Here is a 23,829-nt window from a genome sequence, read left to right as displayed (position 1 = left end):
TTCAAGCTTTAAGCTTTAGGCTTTAGGCTTTAGGCTTAACACTTAGTGCTTAAAGCCTACAGCTTATAGCTTATAGCTATAAATAATCGTAATAAATATTGGTCAAATATAAACCATGTGCCGGAACCGAAAATCCAGCTTTTTCTCTGCTTTTGCTGGCAATAATGTTTTCAAAATCTGCCAGTGTGATTTTGTGTAATCCTATATTAATTAAAGTTCCCACAATTGAACGAACCATATTTCTTAAAAACCGATTTGCCGAAATGGTAAAAATCAGTTTTCCGTTTTCCTGTTTCCAGAACGCCTCAAAAATCGTGCAATCAAATGTGTTTACATCAGTATTAACTTTTGAAAAGCATTGAAAATCGGTATGCTTCAATAATAATTGTGCCGCTTCATTCATTAAATCCACATCTAGTTTTTGCGTCACATACCAGCTCAATTCCTGTAAAAACGGATTTTTAACGGTATTGATATGATATTCGTAAGTCCGTTTTGTTGCGTCAAAGCGACAGTGCGCATCATCGTGAACTAGTTTAATATCAAAAATCGCAATGTCTTTTGGCAAATACGAATTCAATTTATAAACCAAAACCGGAATATCCAAAGTTTTTTCTGTATCAAAATGCCCATACATTTCACTTGCGTGCACGCCAGTATCTGTTCTTCCAGCACCCATAATGCTGATAGTTTCATTTAATAAAACCGAAAAAGCCTTATTTAAAGTTTCCTGAACTGAAGAAGCATTTGGCTGTATTTGCCAGCCATGATAATGTGTTCCGTTGTAAGCGAATTGAATAAAATATCTCATTTTAAGGGACAGAGGTTCTGAGTGGCAAAGGTATGAAAAAAAGGTTCTAAGATGCTAAGATGCTAAGGTTCTAAGTTTTTCTTTTAGTGACAAAGTTGCAAAGGTTCAGAGTGGCAGAGGTTTTTTGATTATTTGTATCTGTAGAAACGCACCGCAGTGCGTCTAACTTTTTTAGAGACAAAGTTGCAAAGGTCCAAAGTAATAGAGGTTTTTTTTGATTGTTTGTATCTGTAGAGACGCACTGCAGTGCGTCTAACTTTTTTAGTGACAAAGTTGCAAAGGTTCAGAGTTGCAGAGGTTTTTCGATTGTTTGTATCTGTAGAGACGCACTGCAGTGCGTCTAACGCCAGATTAGAAAAATTGTACTTATATATAGGTATATTTTTCGATATAATTTCTAACTAATAAACATCCATTTCTATAAAATCTAAAAACAAAAACTTAGTCTCTTAGTATCTCAGAATCTAAGAAACTTTGTTAAAATCCTTTAAAACCTAAAATGCAAATCATAGTTTGTTCAGCTAAAAATCGTGTCAGAAATTGACAATTCCAACGATATAATTGAAACTATTTTTTAACATTTTTAGTCAGAAATTTCTAAATGTTAAATTTTAAAATTTTTCATTTTAACACATCATATTTCTCCTATGTTTGCATCACTAAATATCAAAAACTATGAATGAAATTACCTCTTATTGGTGGATACTTTTAATTGTATTTGCCATTCTTTTTTACAAATTTATTTTGCGCGTTTTCTTCGGAATGGTGATTGTTCCTGAAGATAAAATTGGTCTAGTAACCAAAAAGTTTGTTTTGTTTGGCGCAGACAAATCATTACCCGACGGCCGAATTATCGCTACAAAAGGCGAGGCAGGCTATCAGGCCAAAACACTTGCTCCAGGATTATATTGGGGAATGTGGATTTGGCAGTATTCAATTGATATGACTAGTTTTACATTAATTCCGGAAGGAAAAATTGGACTGGTTTTAAGTAAAGATGGAAAAGAAATTCCGACAGGAAGAATCTTAGCTAGAAAAGTAGAAAGTGACAACTTTCAAGATGCAACAGCATTTTTAGACAACGGCGGACAAAAAGGACGTCAGACTGCTTTTATCACAACAGGATCGTATCGTATCAATACGTTTTTGTTTGAGATTGTAATTACAGATCAAATCAAAATTTATGAAAACATGATTGGTATTGTTACAGCTCTAGATGGTGAACCAATTCCGCAAGGACAGATTGCAGGTAAATTTGTAGATAGTCATAACAATTTTCAGGATTTTGATAAATTCCTTGAACATGGCGGAAACCGTGGTTTGCAGCCACAGGTTATGTTAGCAGGTTCTTACTATATTAATACTTGGGGAATTTTAATTGAACAAAACCCAATGACAGATGTTCCAATTGGTTATGTTGGTGTTGTGATTTCTTATATTGGAGAAGATGGGCAAGACGTTACAGGTGACACTTTTAAACACGGAAATATCGTTTCAAAAGGACAGCGTGGTGTTTGGATGGAGCCTTTTGGACCAGGAAAATATGCTTTGAATAAGTATACAACCAAGTTAGAACCTGTACCAACAACAAATTTAGTCTTAAACTGGGCTAACGCTAGAAGTGAATCGCATGATTTGGATAAAAACTTATCTACGATTACAGTTCGTTCAAAAGACGGTTTCCCGTTCAATCTTGACGTTGCGCAAATCATTCACGTTCCGGCAGCCGAAGCGCCAAAAGTAATTGCACGTTTCGGAAGTATGAATAACTTAGTTTCTCAGGTTTTAGAGCCAACAATTGGTAACTATTTCAGAAACTCAGCTCAGGACAGCGATGTGATTTCGTTTTTGACTACAAGAAAAGAACGTCAAGAATCGGCTAAAAACCATATTAAATTAGTTCTTGATGAATATAACGTAAATGCTGTAGATACCCTAATTGGAGATATTGTTCCGCCAGATTCGTTAATGAAAACGTTGACAGACAGAAAATTGGCCGAAGAAGAGCAGAAAACATATCAGACCCAAAAATTGGCGCAAGAACAGCGTCAGGGAATGGAAAAAGAAACGGCAATTGCAGATATGCAGAAAGAAATTGTACGAGCTTCGCAAAGTGTTGAAATCGCACAACGTACTGCAGATGCAACTGTTAAGAAAGCTGAAGGAGATGCAACAAGTTTAAAACTGAATGTAAATGCTGAAGCTGAAGCTACAAAAATGCGTGCAAGCGCTGAAGCCGAAGCGACAAAAGCAAGAGCAGGAGCACAAGCTGAAGCAACAAGACTGAACGCAAGTGCAGAAGCTGAAAAAATCTCAAAAACCGGTTTGGCTGAAGCAGAGAAAATTATGGCGATTGGTAAATCTACTGCAGAAGCATATCAATTGCAAGTTAGCGCAATGGGTGGAGACAACTTTACCCGCTACAAAGTAACCGAAGAAATTGGTAAAGGAAATATCAAAGTGATTCCAGATGTATTAATTTCAGGAAACGGAGGTTCTGACGGCTCAATCAGTGGTCTATTAGGATTGAAATTGATGGAAATGATGGATACCAAAGAATTGAAGGAAGGTAAAAATCCTAAAAAGTAATAATCATTTAATAATTTATAATATTAGAAATCCGATTTGCGAAAGTAAATCGGATTTTTTTTTATAAAAAAAAACACACAGTACCCAAAAAAGAAAGAACCTTAGCACCTCAGAATCTTAGCGTCTTTAAAAAAAAACCTTTGTACCTTAGCACCTCAGAACCTTAGCGCCTCAAAAGAAATGACCAAAATCCTACTTCTCTCAGACACCCACAGCCATATCGACGATACAATTTTAAAATATGTTGCTCAAGCAGATGAGGTCTGGCATGCTGGAGATATTGGAGATTTGAGCGTTACAGATGCTATTAAAAAACTAAAACCGTTAAGGGCGGTTTATGGAAACATTGATGATGCAAAGGCACGATTAGAATTTCCGTTAAATAATCGTTTTTCATGCGAAAATGTGTCGGTTTGGATTACGCATATTGGAGGTTATCCTGGAAAGTATAATCAGAATGTTAGAGAAGAATTGGCTTTGAATCCGCCGAAATTGTTTATTTGCGGGCATTCACATATCCTAAAAGTCATGTTTGATAAAAAGAACAATTTACTGCACATGAATCCAGGTGCGGCTGGGAAAAGCGGTTTTCATAAAGTAAGAACCATGCTTCGATTTGTAATTGACGATGATAAAATCAAAGATCTAGAAATTGTCGAAATAGGAGCGAAGTAATTAATGTGGTAAAGGAATCTGAATTTTTATTTTGGTTCCGTGATTTTCTTTTGAAACAATGGATAAAGAACCTTTGTATTTTTTGATTCGCGCTCTGATTCTATTTAAGCCAAAGCCTTCTGCATCTTTTAGTTTTTGAGTTTTAAAACCAATACCATCATCATGAATGCGCAGAATTAATTGGTTTTCTTTTTCATTTAATGTAAGTTTTGCTTTTTGGGCATTGCTATGCTTAGTGATATTGCTGAACAATTCGCTTACAATAAAATAAATTTTCATTTCGAATTTTTCAGCATATCGTCTGTTGGTCGGGACTGAACTTGAAAATTCAAATTCAATCACAGAATTGGAATTCTTTTCGCATAAATCCTCTAAAGAATAAATTAATCCAAAGCGTACCAAAAGAGCTGGAACAAGATCATGAGACATATCTCTTAAGAGTTCGTGAGCCTCAGATAAAATGGTTTTTGCTTTTTGTATTTCTTCCGATTTTATATTGTTCTGAGCTGTAAATGTATTTAAATGCAATCCAGCTGAAGATAATAGCGAATTGATATTATCATGAAGAAAAGAAGCAATTTTTTTGTGTTCTGCCTCTTGAGAATCGATGCCTGAATTGATGATGTTGAGAAGGATTTTCTGTTTGGTGTCTTTTCGTTTTATTTTTTGCTTTAGTTTATTGTTTTGATATAAAAAGTAAAACAAAAGAAAAACAATGATGGTTAGTATGATAGATAAACTAACAATTTTTTTATTTCGTAATTGTTCTGATTTGCTAATAGATTTAAGAACAGTTTTATTATCAACTTGAGTTTGCACCGTCTTTGTGTTTACAGTGTCTTTGGGCTGTGCAAGACTAGTTCCTTTAACAGTTAAAAATAGTAGTAAAGCGATAAAAAAACGGAAAACAGACATAAAATTGTTAAGGATTAATTAGATTGTTTTTAAGAGCATATTTTACTAAACCGATTGTGCTTTTTATATTCAGTTTTTTCATGATGTTTTTACGATGCGTTTCTACGGTGTGTGAACTAATGAAAAGCTTCTCACTGATTTCTTTCCCGCTATGTTCTAAAGCAATCAAAATAATAATTTCGATTTCTCGCGGGCTTAAAATAGGATTTTCTATAATTGCACTGTGGTTCAGTTTCGGACTGTCCATAAAAGAGTTGAAGATCTTTTCTCTTACCGCGTCGCTAAAATATTCCTGACCTTGATAAACAGATTTAACAGCTTCAATAATATTTTCTCCAGCGCAATTTTTTGTAAGATAGCCTTTTGCGCCCAGTTTCATTACTTCTTTAATGATTTTTAAATCATCATAACTAGATAGAATAATGACTTTACAAGGCAATTGTTTCTCATTAAATTCTTTTAGTGTTTCAATGCCATCTTTTTTCGGCATACTGATATCTAAAATTAAAACATCAGCATTGTCTTTCATAACATCTTCATAGACAGTAGTGCCGTCTAGTGAAGTTCCTGCCACTTCAAAGTTTGAAACGGTTTGAAGTAAGTTGGATAGTCCATCAATTAAGACTTGATGATCGTCTGCAAGATGAACCTTTATTTTTGGTGCCATGATTATTTGAATTTGAAAATACAAAATTATCATGTAAATCACGTTTTGAGTATACTCTTTAAGTTTGATTTGTAATATAATAGGGTAAAAAAAAACCCGAATATAAATTCGGGTTCTTCTTCGCACAAAATAAACTAAGTTTATAGGTTTACCTCAAACGATCAACAGATTTTACAAGATCTTCGTCCTTTTTGATGGCCTTATTAGCTAAAACTAATAACACGATAGCGACAATCGGCATGAACATCCCAATACCTTTCTCAGAGACTTCAGTCCCTCCAGATAAATTTAGTGATCGATATACAAATAATCCTAATAAAATTAAATTTAATATTATATTTAGTCTGTTTAACACAAACTGATTTTGTCTCTTTTTGAATGAAATGATACTGATAATACTAAGCATAGTTGTTAAGCCTAATAAAACAGTATAAAGCTGATCCTGCATAAAAAAGAATGGCTTTCCTGCACTAGTTGTCCAAAGCGGAACAAAAAGCATTAAAATGCCAGTTGCAGCAAATGCTAAAAATAAATATACAGTCTGAATTCTTTGTATCATGGTCTAAAAATGTTTTACAAAAATATATTTTCTTTTTTTAAAATGCTATTGTATGATAAAATTTTATTCGTATTATTGCATCATAATACCGTAAGCACTTCATACTGCGGTCAATTCAAATTAATTATCTACCTATTCTTTTTACAGTATTCCTTAAAATAATTAAATTCATAGAACATTCATGTTTGATATTTCTGCATTAAAAGAAATGAAGCTTTCTGAGCTTCAAGAAATAGCTAAGTTAGCTAAAACAATAAAGATTACTGGTGTCAAAAAAGAGACTTTAATTAGTCAGATTTTAGCACACCAAGAGGCATCTCTTGCGTCGACAGAAACTCCAAAAACTGAAGCAGCAGAAACTAAAGAAGAGAAACCAAAACGTGCTAGAATTGCACCAGTCAAAGCAAAAGCAGCAAATACCAAAAATGCACCTGTTTTAGAATTTGATAAAGTAGAGGAAACTGTTCAGAATAATGAAACTGCAGAAAAAGTGGAGCCAATTGCAGAAACGGCAACAGAAGCAGTACAGGAAAATAAGCCTGCAGCAGGAAAAAAAGAACCTAAAGCGGTAAAATTTAATAAGCAGGCATACGAGAAAAAAGTAGCTCTTAAAAAAGAGAAAGAGGCAGTAAAAGAAGTAACTGCTGAAGAAGTTGTAGAATCAACACCATCTGAATCAATTATTTCTGAGCCAACAGCAGAAACAGCTGAAAAAACTACACAATCTCCTGCAAAAAAGGTTAATCCGAATCAGAATAAAAATCAGAACCAGAACCAAAATCAAAACCCGAATCAGAATCAAAACGGGAATGGCAATGGAAACGGAAACCACAATAACCAAAATCCTAATCATAAGAATAAAAAGAATAATAATAATTTCAGAGATTCTGATTTTGAATTTGATGGAATTATCGAGAGTGAAGGTGTTCTTGAAATGATGCCTGACGGTTACGGATTTTTACGTTCTTCAGATTATAATTATTTAGCTTCTCCAGATGATATTTATTTATCAACGTCACAAATCAGATTATTTGGTTTAAAAACTGGAGATACAGTAAAAGGAGTGGTTCGCCCTCCAAAAGAGGGAGAGAAGTTTTTCCCATTGGTTCGTGTATTAAAAATTAATGGACACGATCCGCAAGTTGTTCGCGATAGAGTTTCTTTTGAACACTTGACACCAGTTTTCCCTTCAGAAAAATTCAAACTAGCCGAAAAAGGCAGTTCTATTTCAACCAGAATTATAGATTTGTTTTCGCCAATAGGTAAAGGTCAGCGTGGTATGATCGTTGCACAGCCTAAAACAGGTAAAACAATGCTTCTTAAAGATATTGCAAATGCAATTGCTGCTAACCATCCTGAAGTTTATTTAATTGTTCTTCTTATTGATGAGCGTCCTGAGGAGGTTACAGATATGCAAAGAAGTGTTCGTGGTGAAGTTATCGCTTCAACTTTCGACAGAGAGCCACAAGAACACGTTAAAATCGCAAATATCGTTCTTGAAAAAGCAAAGCGTTTAGTTGAATGTGGTCACGATGTTGTGATTCTATTAGATTCTATCACTCGTTTAGCAAGAGCTTACAACACAGTTCAGCCAGCATCTGGAAAAGTATTAAGTGGAGGTGTCGATGCTAATGCATTGCAAAAACCAAAACGTTTCTTTGGAGCTGCAAGAAATGTAGAAAACGGTGGTTCTTTAAGTATTATCGCAACCGCATTAACAGAAACTGGTTCTAAAATGGACGAGGTAATCTTTGAAGAATTTAAAGGAACTGGTAACATGGAGTTACAATTAGATCGTAAGATAGCTAATAAACGTATTTTCCCTGCAATCGATCTTACATCGTCTAGTACTCGTCGTGATGACTTATTATTAGACGAGAAAACATTACAAAGAATGTGGATTATGCGTAAGTATCTATCAGATATGAACCCAGTAGAATCTATGGATTTTGTAAACGATCGTTTCAAGAAAACAAAGAATAACGAAGAGTTTTTGATTTCTATGAATGACTAGGCGAGGTACAAAGGTTTGGAGGTGCAAAGGTTTTATTAGAAGGCTTTAAACTTAAAAATATTTAAAAAATAAAAAAGGATAAGCTTAGCTTATCCTTTTTTATTTTGTTTAAAAGTCAAAGTTTAGAAACCTTTGCAACTTTGAACCTTTGAGCCTTTAAAAATTATTTTTTATCAACTACCGGTCTATTCTCTCTATTAGCTAAATCCCAAGCTACAACGAAAGCCAGTTTTGTTCTTTTGGTTAAAGCGTCGTATTCAATTTTTTGAGGTTCGTCACCTTTTCCGTGATAATCTTCGTGAACTCCGTTGAAGAAGAAAACAGCTGGAATACCGTGTTTTGCGAAGTTATAATGGTCAGAACGCTCATAGAAATGGTTTGGATCTTTAGGATCATTAAATTTAAAATCTAAGTCCATTTTAATGTATTTCTCGTTTTGAGCGACAACAGCATTGTGTAAATCAGAAGATAATCTGTCAGCACCAATTACATAAACGTAGTTGTTTGTATTTGCATGTTCAACATCACGGCGTCCGATCATGTCAATATTGATATCTGCAATTGTATTTTCGATTGGAAATAATGGATTTTCAGAATAATAACGCGATCCATGCAAACCATGTTCTTCACCAGTTACGTGAAGAAACAAAATAGAACGTTTTGGACCATGACCTTGTTTTTTAGCTTTAGCAAAAGCTTTAGCCATTTCCATAACCGCTACAGTTCCAGAACCATCATCATCGGCACCGTTGTAAACTTCACCATCTTTAATACCCACGTGATCGTAATGCGCAGAAATTACCAAAACTTCATTTGGTTTTTCTGAACCTTCAATGTAAGCCCAGATATTTTCAGAATCTGGAAGATTTTGATTACGTCTTGCATTCATAAATGCAGCAGGAACAGGCTGGTAGAAATCTTTAGCTCCTTTTGGAAAAGAAATTCCGCTTTTTTTGTATTGCTCAATCATATAAAGACCAGCTTTTTTCTGTCCTTTAGAACCAGTTTCGCGGCCTTCCATTTCGTCAGAGGCAACAGTATAAAGCATTTTTTTAAGATCTTTTTCGCTGATAGCTTTTACGTATTTTGTTGGATCCGAATTGTCTTTGACTGTAGTTGACTGTGCAGTTTTACAAGAATACGCAGAGACAATTAAGAATAAAATGAGTATTTTTTTCATTCTAGTAGTTAGTGTAAATTAATAAATGTGTAAAGAACGTATAAAGTGAGTAAAAATAGGATAAAAAGAGAATTTATTATAAACAAGAAGAAGCTTTTTATAAAAGATACTATTCTTGACTCGCCATAAAAACGGTGGTGTGCAGGATAAAAATAGTAACACATCCAAATAGTTCCCGCAAAAGTGGTAATACCAGAAATAAAAGATAATGGACTATCCTCTCCGAAAAGACCAATTACTCTGTCAACAATAAACATGATGAGAAAAATCAATAATAGGAAAGAAAAATAGTGGAGTGTAAAAATCCCGTGATCAAAATAATACCATTTCTTTTTGTTATGGAAAAGCCACAAGAAAAAAGCAAAAAACGGCATTATTATAAAGAGGATTTTAGGAAGATTATGAAAGAACGATTCAACGAATTTTTCATAAATCTCTTTTTTGGTGTATTTCTCAGTGACGTGACTTGCCTTTTCAATAAACCAATAGGAGCTAGCATTGAGCTTCTCATTTTCTTTTCCGTATTTCTGAATAGAATCAATTTTCCTCATATTCAAAAAATGGAAGTATTTTTTGTCTTCTTTTTTGATATTTAGGTCTTTAGTAGCTTTTTCGATTTCCTTATTTAATTCTTTTTCGCTTTTATCAATATCACCATTGATTTTGCTTGGAAACATTGCTATCAATAAAAAAGTAATAAAACTGATGAAAATGTACAATCTTACAGGAGCTAAATAAGACAAACGTTTTCCCGAAAGATATTCTTTGGTAAGCGTTGAAGGCTTGAACAGCAGATTTTTTATGGTCTTCCAAAATGCATTTTCATAATGCGTTAAATCCTCAAAAAAATGAACAAATAAATGATGGAAAGTCTTTCTAGAATCACTATTTTCTTGTCCGCAGTTAGGGCAGAATTTTTGTTCTACAACATGTCTGCAGTTTAGACAAGTTTTGTCTTCTCTAATTTTATTATGTGACATTGGTTTATATTAATTGATTTGTTTTGGTAGTTTTTAGGTGTTATTTATTTTTTTGAAATTATTTTTTAAGGACTTCGTTTAAGAAAAGCTGCAAATGGTCAAAAGATCTTTTTGCGGCAACAGCATTATATGCAGCACCTTTAGAATTATCACTTCCTGCTTCAGGGTTTGTAAAAGAGTGTACGGCATTTGCATAATAAATCATTTCCCAGTCTGCTTTGCCATCACGCATTTCCTGTTGGAAAGCAGCAATTTCGTCTTTTGAAACAAACGGATCATCAGCTCCATGGCAAATAAGGACTTTTGTAGAAATTGGTTCGTTTTTTCTACTCGCATCTTTTCCTAAACCACCGTGAAAGGAAGCAATACCTTTTACATTCAAATGTCCACGGGCAGCTTCAAGAACTCCGCTTCCGCCAAAGCAGTAACCGATTGCCACAATATTGTCTGCATTTGCACCAGATTTAACCAATTCTTTCAAAGCAGCATCAATACGTTTTTGGTAAGCTTCGAAATTTGTTTTGTAAAAACCAGCCTGTTTTCCAGCTTCGCCAGTATTTTTAGGATAATTTCCTTCACCATAGATATCAGCGATAAAAACATGGTAGCCTAGTTTAGATAATTCTCCTGCGATTCCTTTAGAAGCATTATCGATTCCAAGCCACGCCGGTAAAAGCAAAATTCCTGGATTGTTACTGCTTTTTTTAGCAGATTTTATAAATAAGCCATTTAGCTGTTGGCTTCCTTCGGTATATTTTACTGGTTTTAATTGCGCATTCATAAGATTTGAGAATAAGATTGCACTGAATAAAATAATTATGGTGTTTTTCATGATTTCTTCAATTTTTAACAAATATCAGAAATATTATGTTACAAAAAAACCTCACAAGTAAATTCTTGTGAGGTTTGTAACCAATACTTTAAAAGAATGTTTTTCTTTTTTATAATGATATGTTTCGTTTAAAAGCGCAACCCAATTCTACAATAGAATCTGTTTTATCAATACCTGGAATTCCATCGATTTTTTCGTAAAGAATGCGGCGCATGTGTTCATGATTTTTCGCAATGATTTTGATGTAAAGCGTAAAAGAACCTGTTACATAATAACATTCTGTAATCTCAGGGATTTCTTTAAGAGCTTCAATAATTCTTTCAGAATCAGAATCTTTGTTTAATGTGAGTCCAGTAAAAGAAGCCCAGTCGTAGCCAATTTTCTTTTCTTGGATAATTGGTTTAATCCCGCCAATTACACCTTGTTCGATCATTCTGTTAATACGCTGATGCACCATTGTATTTGATATTTTTAGATTAGTGGCTATCGCAGAATAAGCCATTCTTCCGTCTTTTTCTAATTCTTTAAGAATACTAATATCAAATTCGTCTAATAATTCCATTCAGTAAAAATCGTTTTTTAAATTGAGTCTTTTGCGATTCATAAAAGTAATTCTTTTTTTTAATAAACGGTCATCTAATCATACTTCTCAAAAAAATAAATATGCTTTTTTATAGGTGGTAAATTTTAAGTTTTGACTTTAATTTTGTTATATTTAAGTCAAAATATTGTTTTTCGGATTGTTATTTGTTTAAATTTAATATTTTTGTATAAATAAAAAGCATATTATGATAAGTACAGAAAAAACACTTTCGTCAAAATCAGAGGTTTTGATTGAAAAAGAAAACAAATATGGAGCTCATAATTATCACCCGCTTCCTGTAGTTTTAGAGCGTGGAGAAGGCGTGTATGTATGGGATGTTGACGGAAAGAAATATTATGATTTTTTATCTGCTTATTCTGCAGTAAATCAAGGTCATTGTCATCCTAAAATTGTGAATGCAATGGTTGAGCAGGCACAAAAACTGACTTTGACTTCGCGTGCTTTTTACAATGATAAATTAGGAAACTACGAAGAATATGTAACGAACTATTTTGGTTTCGATAAAGTTCTTCCAATGAATACAGGAGCTGAAGCAGTTGAAACAGCCTTAAAAATTTCAAGAAAATGGGCATATGAAGTAAAGGGAATTCCAGAAAATCAAGCGCAAATCATCGTGTGTGAGAATAATTTTCATGGAAGAACCACTACTATCATTTCATTTTCAAATGATGAGACGGCTCGTAAAAACTTCGGACCTTTTACAGATGGTTTTATCAAAATCGAATATGATAATCTAGAAGCGCTTGAAAACGCGTTAAATTCATCTAAAAATATTGCGGGATTCTTGGTTGAGCCAATTCAAGGTGAAGCAGGAGTTTATGTTCCTTCTGAAGGATATTTAGCGAAAGCGAAAGCACTTTGCGAAAAACACAATGTACTTTTTATTGCTGATGAGGTTCAGACAGGAATTGCTCGTACAGGAAAACTTTTAGCAGTTCATCACGAAAATGTACAGCCAGATGTTTTGATTTTAGGAAAAGCAATTTCTGGAGGAGTTTATCCAGTTTCGGCTGTTTTATGTAATGACGAAATTATGAATGTGATTAAGCCAGGACAGCACGGATCTACTTTTGGAGGAAATCCTGTTGCAGCGGCTGTTGCGATTGCAGCTCTTGAAGTGATTAAAGATGAGAAACTGGCTGAAAATGCAGAACGTTTAGGAGTTATTTTAAGAGATGGATTAAATAAAATCGCTGAAAAAAATAACTTAATTACGCTGGTTCGTGGAAAAGGACTTTTGAATGCGATTGTAATCAACACAGATGAAGAGTCTGATTTGGCTTGGGAAATCTGCTTGAAATTCAGAGACAATGGATTATTAGCAAAACCAACTCACGGAAACAAAATTAGATTGGCACCGCCTTTGGTAATGACCGAAGAGCAAATTAATGAGTGTCTTGATATTATCGAGAAATCTTTGAATGAGTTTAAATAATTCTTTCTAATATTTTAAAAATAAAAAGCAGCAAATTACTTGCTGCTTTTTTTGTAGACCATTTTTGTTTTAAAAAGCGACTGCTATTAGCAACAATCGCTTTTTGCTATAATTACTAAAATATCAAAAAAGTAATTATTTTTTTGGAGCAGCGCCCGGAATCAATTCTCCTTTTTGTTTGAATTTGCTATATTCGACAACTCCTGTTTTATCTGCCCAGTCAAAGTATTTTGCCGAAAGATCATTTACAATTCCAGGATTTTGAGCTGCAACATTTGTAGTTTCTCCTCGGTCTGTTTCAAGATCATAAAGTTCCCATTGGTAAGACGGATAAATAGAAACCAATTTCCATTTGCCTTCTCTAACGGCTCTATTTCCAGCTCTTTCCCAGAATAACGGCGCACCACGGTTTACTTCGGAAGCATTGTCGAATAATACAGGCAACAAACTTTTTCCAGAAAGCGGATTAGAAGTTACTCCATTTAAAGTTTTAGGATATTCAATTCCAGCCAATTCGTAGAAAGTAGGAGCAAGATCTATAATATGTCCAGTTCCTTTATCGATTCTTCCCGCTTTAATTTTTGAAGGATACCAAGCAATAAATGGCGAACTAAAACCGCCTTCGTGCATGTTGTTTTTATAATCCTGCAAAGGCGTATTCGATAAATATGCCCAGTTTTGTTCCTGATAATCAAAAGAGCCAGAAGAACCCACAGGTCCGTCATTTCGAACCAAACCTCTTCCTAACGGATTGTAAGTATTAAATCCGCCTTGAGCACCATTGTCAGAAATAAAAATAATTAATGTGTTTTTATCTTTTTTCAGTTCTTTTAGCTTGTTCAACACTTTGCCCACGTTTTGATCCATATTGTCTACCATTGCGGCATAAACTTCCATTTTGGCTTTCCAAAATTGTTTTTCATCGTAAGTCAATTTATCCCATTCTGGAACTTCTGGATCGCGAGGAGCAATAGTTTGGTTAGGAAGCAAAATGCCGTTTTCTCTTAATTTTTGAATTCTTTTTTCTCTTAAAACATCCCAGCCTTCATTAAACTTACCTCTATATTTTGCAATATCAACAGGTTTTGCCTGCAATGGCCAATGTGGAGCTGTGAATGCTAAGTACAAAAAGAAAGGTTTGTTTTCTTTGTTTTGTTCCTCTAAGAAAGTGACTGCATTATTGCCGATTTCATCTGTAAAATAATAAGAATCATCTTTTGGATGGAGCTCTTCGTTATTGCGAATTAATTTTACTGGATAAGGAGTTTTTCCAAAAGGCAAAGGTTTGGTGTCAAAATAGTTAGAAGCGCCTTTTAAGATGCCATAAAATTTATCAAAGCCTCTTTGGTTAGGCCATTGTGCTTGATTTTCAGAGCCAACATGCCATTTTCCTGATAAAAGCGTGCTATATCCGCCTGAGCGAAAGACTTCACCTAAAGTTAGAGATTCTTTGTTTAAATAGCCTTGATAAGCTGGTAATCCGAGATTTACATCAAAAAAGCCAACGCCAGCTTTATGCTGATATTGTCCAGTTAATAATGAAGCTCTTGTAGGCGCGCAGATTGAGTTGTTGTAAAATTCGCGAAGGCGTGTTCCTTCTTTTGCCAATCGATCTAGATTTGGCGTGCTAATTTCGGAGCCATAATTCCCTAAATCTGAATATCCCATATCGTCTACCATAATCAAAATGATATTTGGTTTTGATGAATTATTCTGTGCATTCGATTGGTAAAAACCAACCGTTCCAGATACAAGAAAAGACAGTAAAATGTTTTTTAGTTTGGTATTCATGGTGTTGTTTTGTTGTTAACTTTCATTGGTTTTTTATTTATTGAAAAGTAAAAAAGCAATAAAAAGGGTAATAATAATATTGAATAATTGTGCAATTAAGAAGGCAAATAAAGGTTTCCTGCTATTATTTTGAAATAAATCTTTAAAATTGGTTTCTAAACCTATACTTGTAAAAGCTAGAGCAAACCAAACTCCTTGTAGATTTTTCAAATTGTCTTTGATGGAATCTCGAACTTCTGGATTTATAAAAAATGAAAATAGGATAGAGGCTAGTATAAAACCGATAACAAATTTAGGAAAACGTTCCCAAATGACTTTTAAAGTCGGTTTAGATACTGCTTCTGAAGAATTGTTGTGAGTGTAAGTCCAATAAATTGAAATAGCAAAAGCGGCTAATCCTAATAATACATTTTGAGAAAATTTTACAATCGTACTTATTTTTAAAGCGGTTTCTCCAACCAAAGTTCCTGAAGCCACAACTGCTCCAGAAGTATCAATGCTTCCGCCGAGCCAGGCGCCAGTTACTTCTTCAGGAAAATTAAAATATTTAGCAATAATAGGCATGAAAATCATCATTGGAATTGCAGTGACCAAAACGATCGAGATTACATAAGATAATTTTTTTGAGTCACCTTTGATCGCGCCAGAAGTTGCAATTGCCGCCGAAACGCCACAGATGGAAACGGCACTTGATATCATCATGGTTAATTCGTCATCGACTTTTAGTTTTCGGCAAAGCCAAAAAGCAAAATACCAAACCGATAAAACCACAACCAAAGCCTGAATCAATCCTAATGAACCTGCTTTTAAAATATCCGAAAAAATAACACTCGTTCCTAATAAGACTAATCCGATCTTAACAAAAAGTTCAGTTGATAGGGCTGAACGAAACCATTGCGGAAGTTGGAAGAAATTTCCAATAATTAATCCGATAGCCAAACTGAAAATCACAGCTTCTAAATTGATGGATTTTATTGCCGAATTTCCTGCCAGAATAAGTGCAATCAATGTTAAAAAATAAACAATCGGAAAAGTAAACAAAAAAGCTTTGATTGATTTTCCAATTAAAAAAACACCAAAAGACCCGATACCAAGTAGATATAAAAATTGAATAAAAAGGATTTTTAGGTTAGTGAAATCAAATATGTTTTTTAATAAATCAGAAGTATTTGACCAATTGAAAACGGGCACTTCTGGAAGAAATATAAAAAGCGAAATTCCGATAATTAGAAAACCGAGAATAACGACGGTCCAGTCTTCGTGAATGGTAAATTTTGTTGAGGTTGACATTAAGTGATAAATTAATTCTTTTTAAAGAATGTTAGTTGAATTGCCTCCAGCTTTAGCTGGAGGTAATTGATCTTTAGGATTAAACCCGACAGGTTTTTAAAACCTGTCGGGTTTGTAGAATACTTTTATTACAAATCAACAAAGTACTTTTGTTTTCCAAAGTTGAATTCATAATACGTTAAATTAGGCCAAAGCGGTTTAATTAAACCTTTTTCCCAAGTTTGCAGCGCAGTTTGCAATTCTTTTACTTTTTCAGGATTTAGTTGTGAGAGGTCTTTAGTTTCCGATTTATCTTTCGCAAGATTATAAAGCCATTTTTCATGCGTTTTTCCGCTAATGACTAATTTCCAGTCGCCGCTTCGAACCGCTTTTGCATTGCCCGAACGCCAGTATAAATCTTTGTGAGCGATTTTATTTTCATTTACTGTTTTAACTAAATCGACACCATCATAAATTCGGTCTTTTGGTAAATCAGAACCAATTGCCGCTGCAATGGTTGTAAAAAAATCTAAAGTGCTTACAGGCTGTTTGTAAACTGTATGGGGTTTAATTTTTCCTTTCCACGAAAGTGCAAAAGGAACGTTGATTCCGCCTTCAAAATGAGAAAATTTACCGCCTTTTAGCGGAGCATTCGTTGTGGCAAAAGTATAATCGGCACCGCCATTGTCACTTGCAAAAATGAGTAAAGTATTGTCTTCTAATCCTTCCTTTTTGACTTTTTCGCGAATTCTGCCAATGGCGTCATCCAAAGCGCTAATCATAGCAAAGTAAACACGTTTGTTTTCGTCTTTAACATTTGGAAAACGATCGTAATACTTTTTACGGACCTGAAACGGAGTATGAGGCGCATTAAACGGAATATAAAGCAAGAAAGGTTTGTTTTTATTTTTATCGATAAAAGCTTCGGCTTCTTCAGCAAATTTTTCGGTCAAATAGGCTTTTTCATCAATGATGGTAGTGTCTCTGCGGATTTGTCCAATTCCAACGCGACCATTTCCCCAAATCGTTTTATCTGTAAAATCTTTATGATGATGATTGATGATATCAGGATCATCTTCAGGAGCAAAGAGAGAAAACGCCTGATAAAATCCGTAATGATAATCGAAACCATGATCTAGAGGGAAAAATCCTTTGTTATGACCTAAATGCCATTTTCCTATAATTCCAGTGCTGTAGCCTTGTCTTTTAGCAAGATCGGCAAATGTGATTTCAGATTTCGGAAGCCCTTGCGTTTTAATCGAAGCTTCGTTAGGATAATTGATTTTATCATTTAATCTCCAACCGTTTGTATTGATTAAATATTTAAAACCATAATATTCTAAATTGTTCTTCGGATAGCGATCTCCAGGCTGATATTCATGTCCGAAACGTTCCTGATACCTTCCTGTGATTAATCCGGCGCGTGAAGGGGAACAAATTGCAGCAGATGCGTAACCATCAGTAAAAGTAACTCCAGAAGCCGCCAAAGAATCAATCTGTGGAGTAGGAGTCGATTTTCCGCCGTAAAGCGAAATGTCGTATTTGCCTAAATCATCTGCCAGAAGAATAATGATGTTTGGCTTTTTTACTGTTGAATCGGACGGAGCTTTTGAAGCTAAAAATTCTTTTTTCCCTTCTGCTAGTTTTTGGTCTTCTTTTACTAATGTTCCGTCTGTGTTAATTGGCCAGAATAAAAATGCTGCTATAATAAGAAGCACGATTAAAATGGAGATCCCAATTTTGGTTATTTTTTTATAGGTTGCCATAGTATGGTTTTTGGTTAGTTCGTATTGCTTTTGCCAGTATTTTGTCATCCTGAGGAATGAAGGATCACACACGTAACTCTACAAAGATTGTCGACTCTGATTAGGGAATTACTAGTGTGATCCTTCATTCCTCAGGATGACATACTTTGCGTTGAAACTCTGTAAAAGATTGTGATTACTTAGAAGCCAACGCAACATCAACTTCACTTTTCAAATCGTTGATACCTTCTTTCTTAAAAACAATTTTTCCGTTTTGATATAAAATCAAAGTCGGGAAAACTTTCACTGTTTTTAAATCGGCAATAACTTGCGGACTATCTTCCAACTCAATTTCTACGATTTTTAAATTCGAAGCGTATTCAGATCTTATGGTTTCTAAAACAGGTTTTACTTTTTTACAAGCTCCGCAATATTTGGAGCCGATATCAATTAAAACTGTTTTATTATCAGCAATGATTTTATTGAATTCTGCCAAAGACAATTTACTTTTTAGATTAGAATAAAAAGGTTTTCCGTTTCCAATCCAATTTGCAATTCCGCCTTCTAAACTATAAGCTTCTGAGAAACCATTTTTTAATAATTCTTTTTCTAAGGCCACACTTCGGCCAGCTCCGATAGAATAAATAAAAACGGGTTTAGATTTGTCTAGTTTAGCAACAGCTTGCGCATAATTTTCAGATTGAAGATTAAAGTTTACAGCGCCTTCAATATGATTCAAAGCAAATTCTTCAGGAGTTCGCGCGTCAACAATCTGCGGATTTTTTTGACTTTTTATTTTCGAATAAAATGAATCTAGCGACAATGAGCTATGGATTTCATTTTGCGAAAAAGCAGCAACTGCCCATAAAAAGGCAATTGCTGTTATACTGTTTTTTAAGATTTGATTTTTCATATCTAGAAGTATTATACTTGTTCCAATACTGGAGCAGGAGTTTCTTCAACAGGAACCGTTTTAGGTTTTAATGGAAATGATAGTACTCCTTCAGCAAGAGAGCTTCCTTCTTTTTTAGATTTAAAAATTGGCCAAAGAAACTGAGCGTACCATTCTTCTTGCTTGTACGATTTTGTTCCGAATGTTTTTGGATATTTACGTGTTATTAGTCCGGTTCCGAAAATGATATCCCAGATAAAAAACATATTTCCAAAGTTTCCTTTAAAGTGACCAACGCCATCTCCGCTTGTGTCTGCATGATGCGCTTGATGTGTTGCAGGAGTAGAAATCAGTCTTTCTAAAATCCATGCAATTGGATGCAATACTTTGTATTTGTAAAAAGGTTTATCCCACGGAATGCTTGAGTGCGCTCCCAAAGTGATGAAACTTTTGATTACTAAAACAAATAAAGCAGGAAGTCCTAAACCTAAATACGTTAAAGTTGCTGTCAAGTAAATTTGAGAGAAGAAAACAGTATAAATAAAGTTCTGTCTAGAAGCCATCGCCATTCCCATATATGGAGCAGAGTGATGTGTTCTATGAAAACGCCATAAAAACGGAACTTGATGATGCAATCTATGATACCAATACTGTGTTAAATCATCAGCAATGGCGATTAAGAAAAAGCCTCCCCAAAATGGAACCCATGACAATGAATTAGCCAAATTTGGCAATAAATAAGGCAAAGCTGTTAAACTGAAAAAAGCAATTACAGGAGGTAAAAGCAATTTTGGAGCTAAGAAACAAACAATATCTATTTTACGTTCTTCGCCAGTCCATTCGTCATCATACAAACCAGCGGCAAATTCTATAATTCCTAAAACGATCATAAATACCGTTAATCCCCAAGTTCTGATGTTAGCAAAAACAGGTTGTGCAAATTCTAAAAATGAAGGCAGTGTAATATGCGATTCATTTATAGCTCCGCCTGTTAATTTAAAATAAAGGTAAATTGCCACTACCGGCAATGAATAAATGAAGAAACTTATTGTTAAGTCTCTCGTTAATTTTTCTTTTTGAACTATTGCCATGATTTCTTACTTTAAAAATTGATTTACTACTGCTAATCCGCCAGCTAGAATAGCTAGTGGAACTAAAAACAAGATTATCCCCACGACAATCTTTTTTCCTATAATTTCATAATCTACTCGTTTCATAATTTTTTTATAGTCAAACCTGCAAGAATTTGAAAACCTTGCAGGTTATATAGTTATTTATTAGTTATTGGTTCCTCCAGGTTTAGTGGCTTGTTTGATTAAATCAGAAACTGTTTTTCCTTTATCAACGCCCGTGTTGTGGATTCTTCTGTTGTAAACATCCTGCCAGTCAATCAAAGGATATAGATTGTTTTCTTTGGCTTGTTCATCGAATAATTTTTGAAGTTCAGCCAGTTTTTCAGGATATTTTTTTGCCAGATTATTACGTTCGTTGAAATCTTCGTTTAGGTTATACAATTCCCAAACATCTGTGTCGAAGTTACTCGGAGCAGGTTTTTCGTTGCTTCCCAAAGATTTTTTTACTGCAAAAGAATCTGGTAAATGCGCAGCCGAAGCTTTCCATCCGTCTTTATAAATGGCTCTATTTCCGAAGATGTAGTAATACTGAACTTTGTGCAATGATTCTGCTTTCGGATTATCTAAAGAAGCTTGGAATGAAGAACCTTGAATAATGTCTTGTTTAATTCCTTTGATATATTCTGGAGCTTTAATTCCTGCAATAGCCAAAGTTGTAGGAAGTAAATCGGTTACGTGACTATATTGATTTCTGATTCCGCCTTTATCTTTAATTCCGTTTGGATAAAAAACAATCAACGGATTACGAGTTCCACCTTCTGAATGTGCATCTTGTTTCCAGTTTTTGAAAGGAGCATTCGTTGCTTGTGCCCATCCCAAAGGATAATTGGTATTTAGACCTTTTGCTGTTCCGATTTCTCCAATATTATTCAAATTGCTTTGGAAGTTTTCTTCATCTGTTTTTCCTTGAGCAAATAAACTTTGGTTGATGGTTCCTTGCAGTGTTCCTTCTTTACTGGCTCCATTATCACCAATAGCAACAAAGATTAAAGTGTTATCCAATTGTCCGCTTTGTTTTAAATAATCCACAACTCGTCCAATTTCATAATCTGTATAGGTTAAGAATCCAGCGTAAACTTCCATGAATCTGGCGTATACTTTCTTTTGGTCTGGAGTTAATTTTTTCCATTCTGTAATTAAAGCGTTACGATCTGGCAGTCCTGCATTTTGAGGAAATATTCCTAATTTCTTTTGGTTTGCCAATACTTTTTCGCGGTAAACATCCCAACCTTCGTCAAATTTTCCTTTGTACGGTTCAACCCATTTTTCGGCAACCTGATGAGGTGCGTGAACCGCTCCTGGCGCATAGTACAAGAAGAACGGTTTTCCCGGTGCTGCTTTTTGCTGTTTTTGAATGTAGCTGATGGCTTTGTCTGTAATCAGTTCGTTTAAATGGCGTCCGTCAGGCTTAATGTGAACTTGATCTTCTACCAAATCAGGATTGTATTGATCGGTTTGAGAACCTAAGAATCCGTAGAAATGATCGAAACCTTTTCCAGTCGGCCATCTGTCAAACGGACCTGCATCTGTAGCGTCTTCATCTGGTGTAACACCATATTTTCCAACTGCAAAAGTGTTGTAACCGTTGTCACGTAAAATTTCTGCAATGGTTCCTTTATCAGAAGGAATTCTTCCATCCCAACCTGGGAAACCAGCTGATAGAATTGTGTGAGAAAATCCGCTTACGTGAACTCTTCCAGAATTTCTTCCTGTCAATAATGCGGCACGAGTAGGAGCACAAATTGCTGTTGTGTGAAAGTTGGTATAACGCAAACCATTATTTGCTAGATTATCAAAAGTTGGCGTATTGATTAAACCTCCAAAAGCGCTTGAAGCTCCAAATCCAACATCGTCCAAAAGAATCCAAACAATATTTGGAGCACCTTTTGGTGCAGTTACTGGATCTGGCCAATATTCTTTCGAATCAGCCAATGTTTTCCCAATTGAACCCTTAAATTCTTGTTTGTCCTGTGCAAATCCCAATTGTGCAATTAGGACAGCAGTAATCAAAAGCCCTTTCTTAGAGCCTTTGATTGAAATGCTATTTTTTAAATTTTTCATTTTTTATAGTTTTTTAGTTATATGGTTTTAAATAATGGTTCTTATTTTCCAATACATAGAATCATAGTTTTAGAGCCGATAGAAGGCGTTTCACTTCTTTCAATTCACATAGCAACTATGTGTGGAGAAACGAGTTTCTTTTTTGCATTCTTTCTTTATAATTTGAAATCTATGTCTCTATGTGTTTAAATTTTTTAATATCCAGGATTCTGAGGCAATCCATCAGGATTGATATTTCTTTCGCTTTGCGGAATCGGATAAAGATTATTTCTTTCTGAAACTGAGTTTTTAGCTGTTACTTTTTTCACTTCGGTAACCAATGTTCCCCATCTTACCAAATCGTACCATCTTTGTCCTTCCTGAACAAATTCCTTTTTACGCTCTTCTTGAATTGCTGCTCTAAAAGTGGTCTGATTTAATCCGACTAAATCAACGGTTGCGTCTGGAGTAGTAATAGCTTTTCCGAAAGCTCTTCTGCGAACTTGATTGATTAATTCGTATGCTTCAGCAGTTGGTCCGCCTTGTTCATTTATCGCTTCCGCTAAAGACAAAAGAATGTCAGCATAACGAATAACAGGAAAGTTGATCGCTACGTTTCCTGGAGTAGCCAAATTGGATAAATCCAAGTATTTTTTGAAGATTGGTTTCGGGAAAGTATATAGCGTTCCTGTTGCTGGGTTAAGCAATTGTTTGGCATAACTTACATCTCTTCTTTTGTCGCCAGGCGCATAAATGTCATAGAATAAAGCAACGTCTGAGATAATATCTGCTGGTTCTGTTGCTGTAAAACCAGTGAAAGAGGTTGCTTGAAAAGTGCTTCCGCTAGAACCGTTTCCTGCTTGATTTGGCTCAAATTGAACCGAGAAAATATGCTCTTTACCGTTCTTTTTGGTTTTAGTAAAAATATCTTGGAAATCTTCAAACAAAGCGTATCCGTAACCGCCATCGATTACTTCTCTAGATTTAGCAATCGCATTTGGCCAGTCTTTTCTAGTTAGGTACACTTTTGCTAAAATCGCTTTTGCAGCTCCTGATGTAGCGCGCCCAGCATCTGCCGCTGTATACGTTTTTGGAAGAGCTTCAGCGTCTGTTAAATCTTTAATGATTTGATTGTAAACTTCATCAACGGTAGAACGATTGGTTTTTAAATCTCCTAAATTGATAGAAGTCGCTTCATGCAAAACAATCGGAACTCCGCCCCAAAGGCGAACTGCCTGAAAATACAATAGCCCTCTAATAAATTTGGCTTCATTGATCAATCTGGTTTTAATTAATTCTGAACCAGAAACTTTCGGAATATTATCAATAGAAACATTGGCTCTATTGATTCCGTTATAAATTTGTCTCCACGCCACTTGAACACGATCTGAAGTTGCATCATGCGTTAAACTGCTTAATGCTCTAACTTGCGGATTGGTTGCTGAAACTCCCGCAGCCGCATAATCTGAAGCCATATCGGTTAAGAAATAAAGGTTTCTTCCAAACAAGCTCTGCTCACCTGGATCAAGGCTTAAAGAAGCGTAAACCGCAGTTACACTTGCTGTAGCATCATCTTGAGTGATAAAATAATTGTCTTCGGTTACAAACGAGGTAGGCGTTACCTCAAGATCAGCACACGATATGAATAGACCGGCACTTAAAAGGAATGTTATAATTATCTTTTTCATTTTAATATCT

General features: G+C 34.9%; 19 protein-coding genes. 4 read left to right on the top strand and 15 right to left on the bottom strand.

The window, feature by feature from the left end; translation table 11 throughout:
- Positions 1–76: 76 nt before the first annotated feature.
- On the bottom strand, positions 77–811 hold the full coding sequence (truA, locus tag DMA14_RS20425) for a tRNA pseudouridine(38-40) synthase TruA (protein ID WP_111426356.1): 735 nt from the start codon (positions 809–811) through the stop codon (positions 77–79).
- A 675-nt stretch (positions 812–1,486) separates the two neighbouring features.
- Here truA and DMA14_RS20420 point away from each other — a divergent pair.
- The gene (locus DMA14_RS20420; RefSeq protein WP_111426355.1) at positions 1,487–3,400 is read left to right on the top strand and encodes an SPFH domain-containing protein; all 1,914 of its coding nucleotides are present in this window, start codon (positions 1,487–1,489) and stop codon (positions 3,398–3,400) included.
- Between the two features lie 180 nt (positions 3,401–3,580).
- Positions 3,581–4,075, top strand: coding sequence for a metallophosphoesterase family protein (locus DMA14_RS20415; RefSeq protein WP_111379099.1), 495 nt, complete (start codon positions 3,581–3,583; stop codon positions 4,073–4,075).
- Here DMA14_RS20415 and DMA14_RS20410 read toward each other — a convergent pair whose 3' ends face one another.
- The 3 genes from DMA14_RS20410 to DMA14_RS20400 all read right to left on the bottom strand — a co-directional run bounded on the left by DMA14_RS20410 (position 4,076) and on the right by DMA14_RS20400 (position 6,216).
- Positions 4,076–4,990: a sensor histidine kinase gene (locus DMA14_RS20410; RefSeq protein ID WP_111426354.1), complete on the bottom strand. Its 915-nt coding sequence runs from the start codon at positions 4,988–4,990 to the stop codon at positions 4,076–4,078.
- Positions 4,991–4,997: 7 nt separating this feature from the next.
- Positions 4,998–5,657, bottom strand: coding sequence for a response regulator transcription factor (locus DMA14_RS20405; RefSeq protein ID WP_111426353.1), 660 nt, complete (start codon positions 5,655–5,657; stop codon positions 4,998–5,000).
- Between the two features lie 148 nt (positions 5,658–5,805).
- Complete coding sequence (locus DMA14_RS20400; RefSeq protein ID WP_008468670.1) at positions 5,806–6,216, bottom strand: DUF4293 domain-containing protein; 411 nt, start codon at positions 6,214–6,216, stop codon at positions 5,806–5,808.
- Positions 6,217–6,397: 181 nt separating this feature from the next.
- Here DMA14_RS20400 and rho point away from each other — a divergent pair, with 181 nt between their 5' ends.
- Positions 6,398–8,230 (top strand): transcription termination factor Rho, encoded by a 1,833-nt coding sequence (gene rho, locus DMA14_RS20395; RefSeq protein ID WP_111426352.1) that lies wholly within the window; start codon positions 6,398–6,400, stop codon positions 8,228–8,230.
- A gap of 163 nt (positions 8,231–8,393) precedes the next feature.
- Here the strand turns inward: rho and DMA14_RS20390 are convergent, their stop codons facing one another.
- The 4 genes from DMA14_RS20390 to DMA14_RS20375 all read right to left on the bottom strand — a co-directional run bounded on the left by DMA14_RS20390 (position 8,394) and on the right by DMA14_RS20375 (position 11,784).
- Positions 8,394–9,410 (bottom strand): M28 family peptidase, encoded by a 1,017-nt coding sequence (locus tag DMA14_RS20390; RefSeq protein WP_111426351.1) that lies wholly within the window; start codon positions 9,408–9,410, stop codon positions 8,394–8,396.
- A gap of 8 nt (positions 9,411–9,418) precedes the next feature.
- Positions 9,419–10,390 (bottom strand): DUF3667 domain-containing protein, encoded by a 972-nt coding sequence (locus DMA14_RS20385; protein WP_111426350.1) that lies wholly within the window; start codon positions 10,388–10,390, stop codon positions 9,419–9,421.
- 58 nt (positions 10,391–10,448) lie between these two features.
- Positions 10,449–11,222: a dienelactone hydrolase family protein gene (locus DMA14_RS20380; RefSeq protein ID WP_111426746.1), complete on the bottom strand. Its 774-nt coding sequence runs from the start codon at positions 11,220–11,222 to the stop codon at positions 10,449–10,451.
- A gap of 109 nt (positions 11,223–11,331) precedes the next feature.
- Entirely contained in the window at positions 11,332–11,784 is a 453-nt protein-coding gene (locus DMA14_RS20375; RefSeq protein ID WP_008468693.1) for an Lrp/AsnC family transcriptional regulator, read from the bottom strand.
- 226 nt (positions 11,785–12,010) lie between these two features.
- Here DMA14_RS20375 and rocD point away from each other — a divergent pair, with 226 nt between their 5' ends.
- Entirely contained in the window at positions 12,011–13,261 is a 1,251-nt protein-coding gene (rocD, locus tag DMA14_RS20370) for an ornithine--oxo-acid transaminase (protein WP_111379107.1), read from the top strand.
- A gap of 135 nt (positions 13,262–13,396) precedes the next feature.
- Here rocD and DMA14_RS20365 read toward each other — a convergent pair whose 3' ends face one another.
- The 7 genes from DMA14_RS20365 to DMA14_RS20335 all read right to left on the bottom strand — a co-directional run bounded on the left by DMA14_RS20365 (position 13,397) and on the right by DMA14_RS20335 (position 23,819).
- A complete protein-coding gene (locus DMA14_RS20365) occupies positions 13,397–15,052 on the bottom strand; it encodes an arylsulfatase (RefSeq protein ID WP_111426349.1) in 1,656 nt (551 codons plus the stop codon).
- Positions 15,053–15,085: 33 nt separating this feature from the next.
- Positions 15,086–16,342: a YeiH family protein gene (locus DMA14_RS20360; protein ID WP_111426348.1), complete on the bottom strand. Its 1,257-nt coding sequence runs from the start codon at positions 16,340–16,342 to the stop codon at positions 15,086–15,088.
- A gap of 128 nt (positions 16,343–16,470) precedes the next feature.
- Positions 16,471–18,087 carry a sulfatase-like hydrolase/transferase gene (locus tag DMA14_RS20355; protein ID WP_111426745.1) on the bottom strand — a complete coding sequence of 539 codons (1,617 nt, stop codon included), beginning with the start codon at positions 18,085–18,087 and terminating at the stop codon, positions 16,471–16,473.
- Positions 18,088–18,262: 175 nt separating this feature from the next.
- Positions 18,263–18,979 (bottom strand): thioredoxin domain-containing protein, encoded by a 717-nt coding sequence (locus tag DMA14_RS20350; protein WP_111426347.1) that lies wholly within the window; start codon positions 18,977–18,979, stop codon positions 18,263–18,265.
- An 11-nt stretch (positions 18,980–18,990) separates the two neighbouring features.
- A complete protein-coding gene (locus DMA14_RS20345; RefSeq protein WP_111426346.1) occupies positions 18,991–20,049 on the bottom strand; it encodes a sterol desaturase family protein in 1,059 nt (352 codons plus the stop codon).
- A 186-nt stretch (positions 20,050–20,235) separates the two neighbouring features.
- Entirely contained in the window at positions 20,236–22,152 is a 1,917-nt protein-coding gene (locus DMA14_RS20340) for an arylsulfatase (protein WP_111426345.1), read from the bottom strand.
- A 194-nt stretch (positions 22,153–22,346) separates the two neighbouring features.
- Positions 22,347–23,819, bottom strand: a complete 1,473-nt coding sequence (locus tag DMA14_RS20335) for a RagB/SusD family nutrient uptake outer membrane protein (RefSeq protein ID WP_111426344.1) — start codon at positions 23,817–23,819, stop codon at positions 22,347–22,349.
- Between the last annotated feature and the right edge of the window lie 10 nt (positions 23,820–23,829).

The sequence above is a fragment of the Flavobacterium sharifuzzamanii genome, assembly GCF_003254585.1.
Lineage (GTDB): Bacteria > Bacteroidota > Bacteroidia > Flavobacteriales > Flavobacteriaceae > Flavobacterium > Flavobacterium sharifuzzamanii.
Note: the sequence above shows the minus strand (reverse complement) of the source record. Positions and strands in the feature narration are given on the sequence as shown.

What these genes read in the sequence shown, in the direction of transcription:
- DMA14_RS20390 (WP_111426351.1), bottom strand. Translation starts at nt 9,410, where the DNA reads ATGAAAAAAATACTCATTTTATTCTTAATTGTCTCTGCGTATTCTTGT.
- DMA14_RS20335 (WP_111426344.1), bottom strand. Translation starts at nt 23,819, where the DNA reads ATGAAAAAGATAATTATAACATTCCTTTTAAGTGCCGGTCTATTCATA.
- DMA14_RS20355 (WP_111426745.1), bottom strand. Translation starts at nt 18,087, where the DNA reads ATGGCAACCTATAAAAAAATAACCAAAATTGGGATCTCCATTTTAATC.
- DMA14_RS20350 (WP_111426347.1), bottom strand. Translation starts at nt 18,979, where the DNA reads ATGAAAAATCAAATCTTAAAAAACAGTATAACAGCAATTGCCTTTTTA.
- DMA14_RS20410 (WP_111426354.1), bottom strand. Translation starts at nt 4,990, where the DNA reads ATGTCTGTTTTCCGTTTTTTTATCGCTTTACTACTATTTTTAACTGTT.
- DMA14_RS20360 (WP_111426348.1), bottom strand. Translation starts at nt 16,342, where the DNA reads ATGTCAACCTCAACAAAATTTACCATTCACGAAGACTGGACCGTCGTT.
- DMA14_RS20405 (WP_111426353.1), bottom strand. Translation starts at nt 5,657, where the DNA reads ATGGCACCAAAAATAAAGGTTCATCTTGCAGACGATCATCAAGTCTTA.
- DMA14_RS20340 (WP_111426345.1), bottom strand. Translation starts at nt 22,152, where the DNA reads ATGAAAAATTTAAAAAATAGCATTTCAATCAAAGGCTCTAAGAAAGGG.
- truA (WP_111426356.1), bottom strand. Translation starts at nt 811, where the DNA reads ATGAGATATTTTATTCAATTCGCTTACAACGGAACACATTATCATGGC.
- DMA14_RS20385 (WP_111426350.1), bottom strand. Translation starts at nt 10,390, where the DNA reads ATGTCACATAATAAAATTAGAGAAGACAAAACTTGTCTAAACTGCAGA.
- DMA14_RS20415 (WP_111379099.1), top strand. Translation starts at nt 3,581, where the DNA reads ATGACCAAAATCCTACTTCTCTCAGACACCCACAGCCATATCGACGAT.
- rho (WP_111426352.1), top strand. Translation starts at nt 6,398, where the DNA reads ATGTTTGATATTTCTGCATTAAAAGAAATGAAGCTTTCTGAGCTTCAA.
- DMA14_RS20400 (WP_008468670.1), bottom strand. Translation starts at nt 6,216, where the DNA reads ATGATACAAAGAATTCAGACTGTATATTTATTTTTAGCATTTGCTGCA.
- DMA14_RS20420 (WP_111426355.1), top strand. Translation starts at nt 1,487, where the DNA reads ATGAATGAAATTACCTCTTATTGGTGGATACTTTTAATTGTATTTGCC.
- rocD (WP_111379107.1), top strand. Translation starts at nt 12,011, where the DNA reads ATGATAAGTACAGAAAAAACACTTTCGTCAAAATCAGAGGTTTTGATT.
- DMA14_RS20345 (WP_111426346.1), bottom strand. Translation starts at nt 20,049, where the DNA reads ATGGCAATAGTTCAAAAAGAAAAATTAACGAGAGACTTAACAATAAGT.
- DMA14_RS20380 (WP_111426746.1), bottom strand. Translation starts at nt 11,222, where the DNA reads ATGAAAAACACCATAATTATTTTATTCAGTGCAATCTTATTCTCAAAT.
- DMA14_RS20375 (WP_008468693.1), bottom strand. Translation starts at nt 11,784, where the DNA reads ATGGAATTATTAGACGAATTTGATATTAGTATTCTTAAAGAATTAGAA.
- DMA14_RS20365 (WP_111426349.1), bottom strand. Translation starts at nt 15,052, where the DNA reads ATGAATACCAAACTAAAAAACATTTTACTGTCTTTTCTTGTATCTGGA.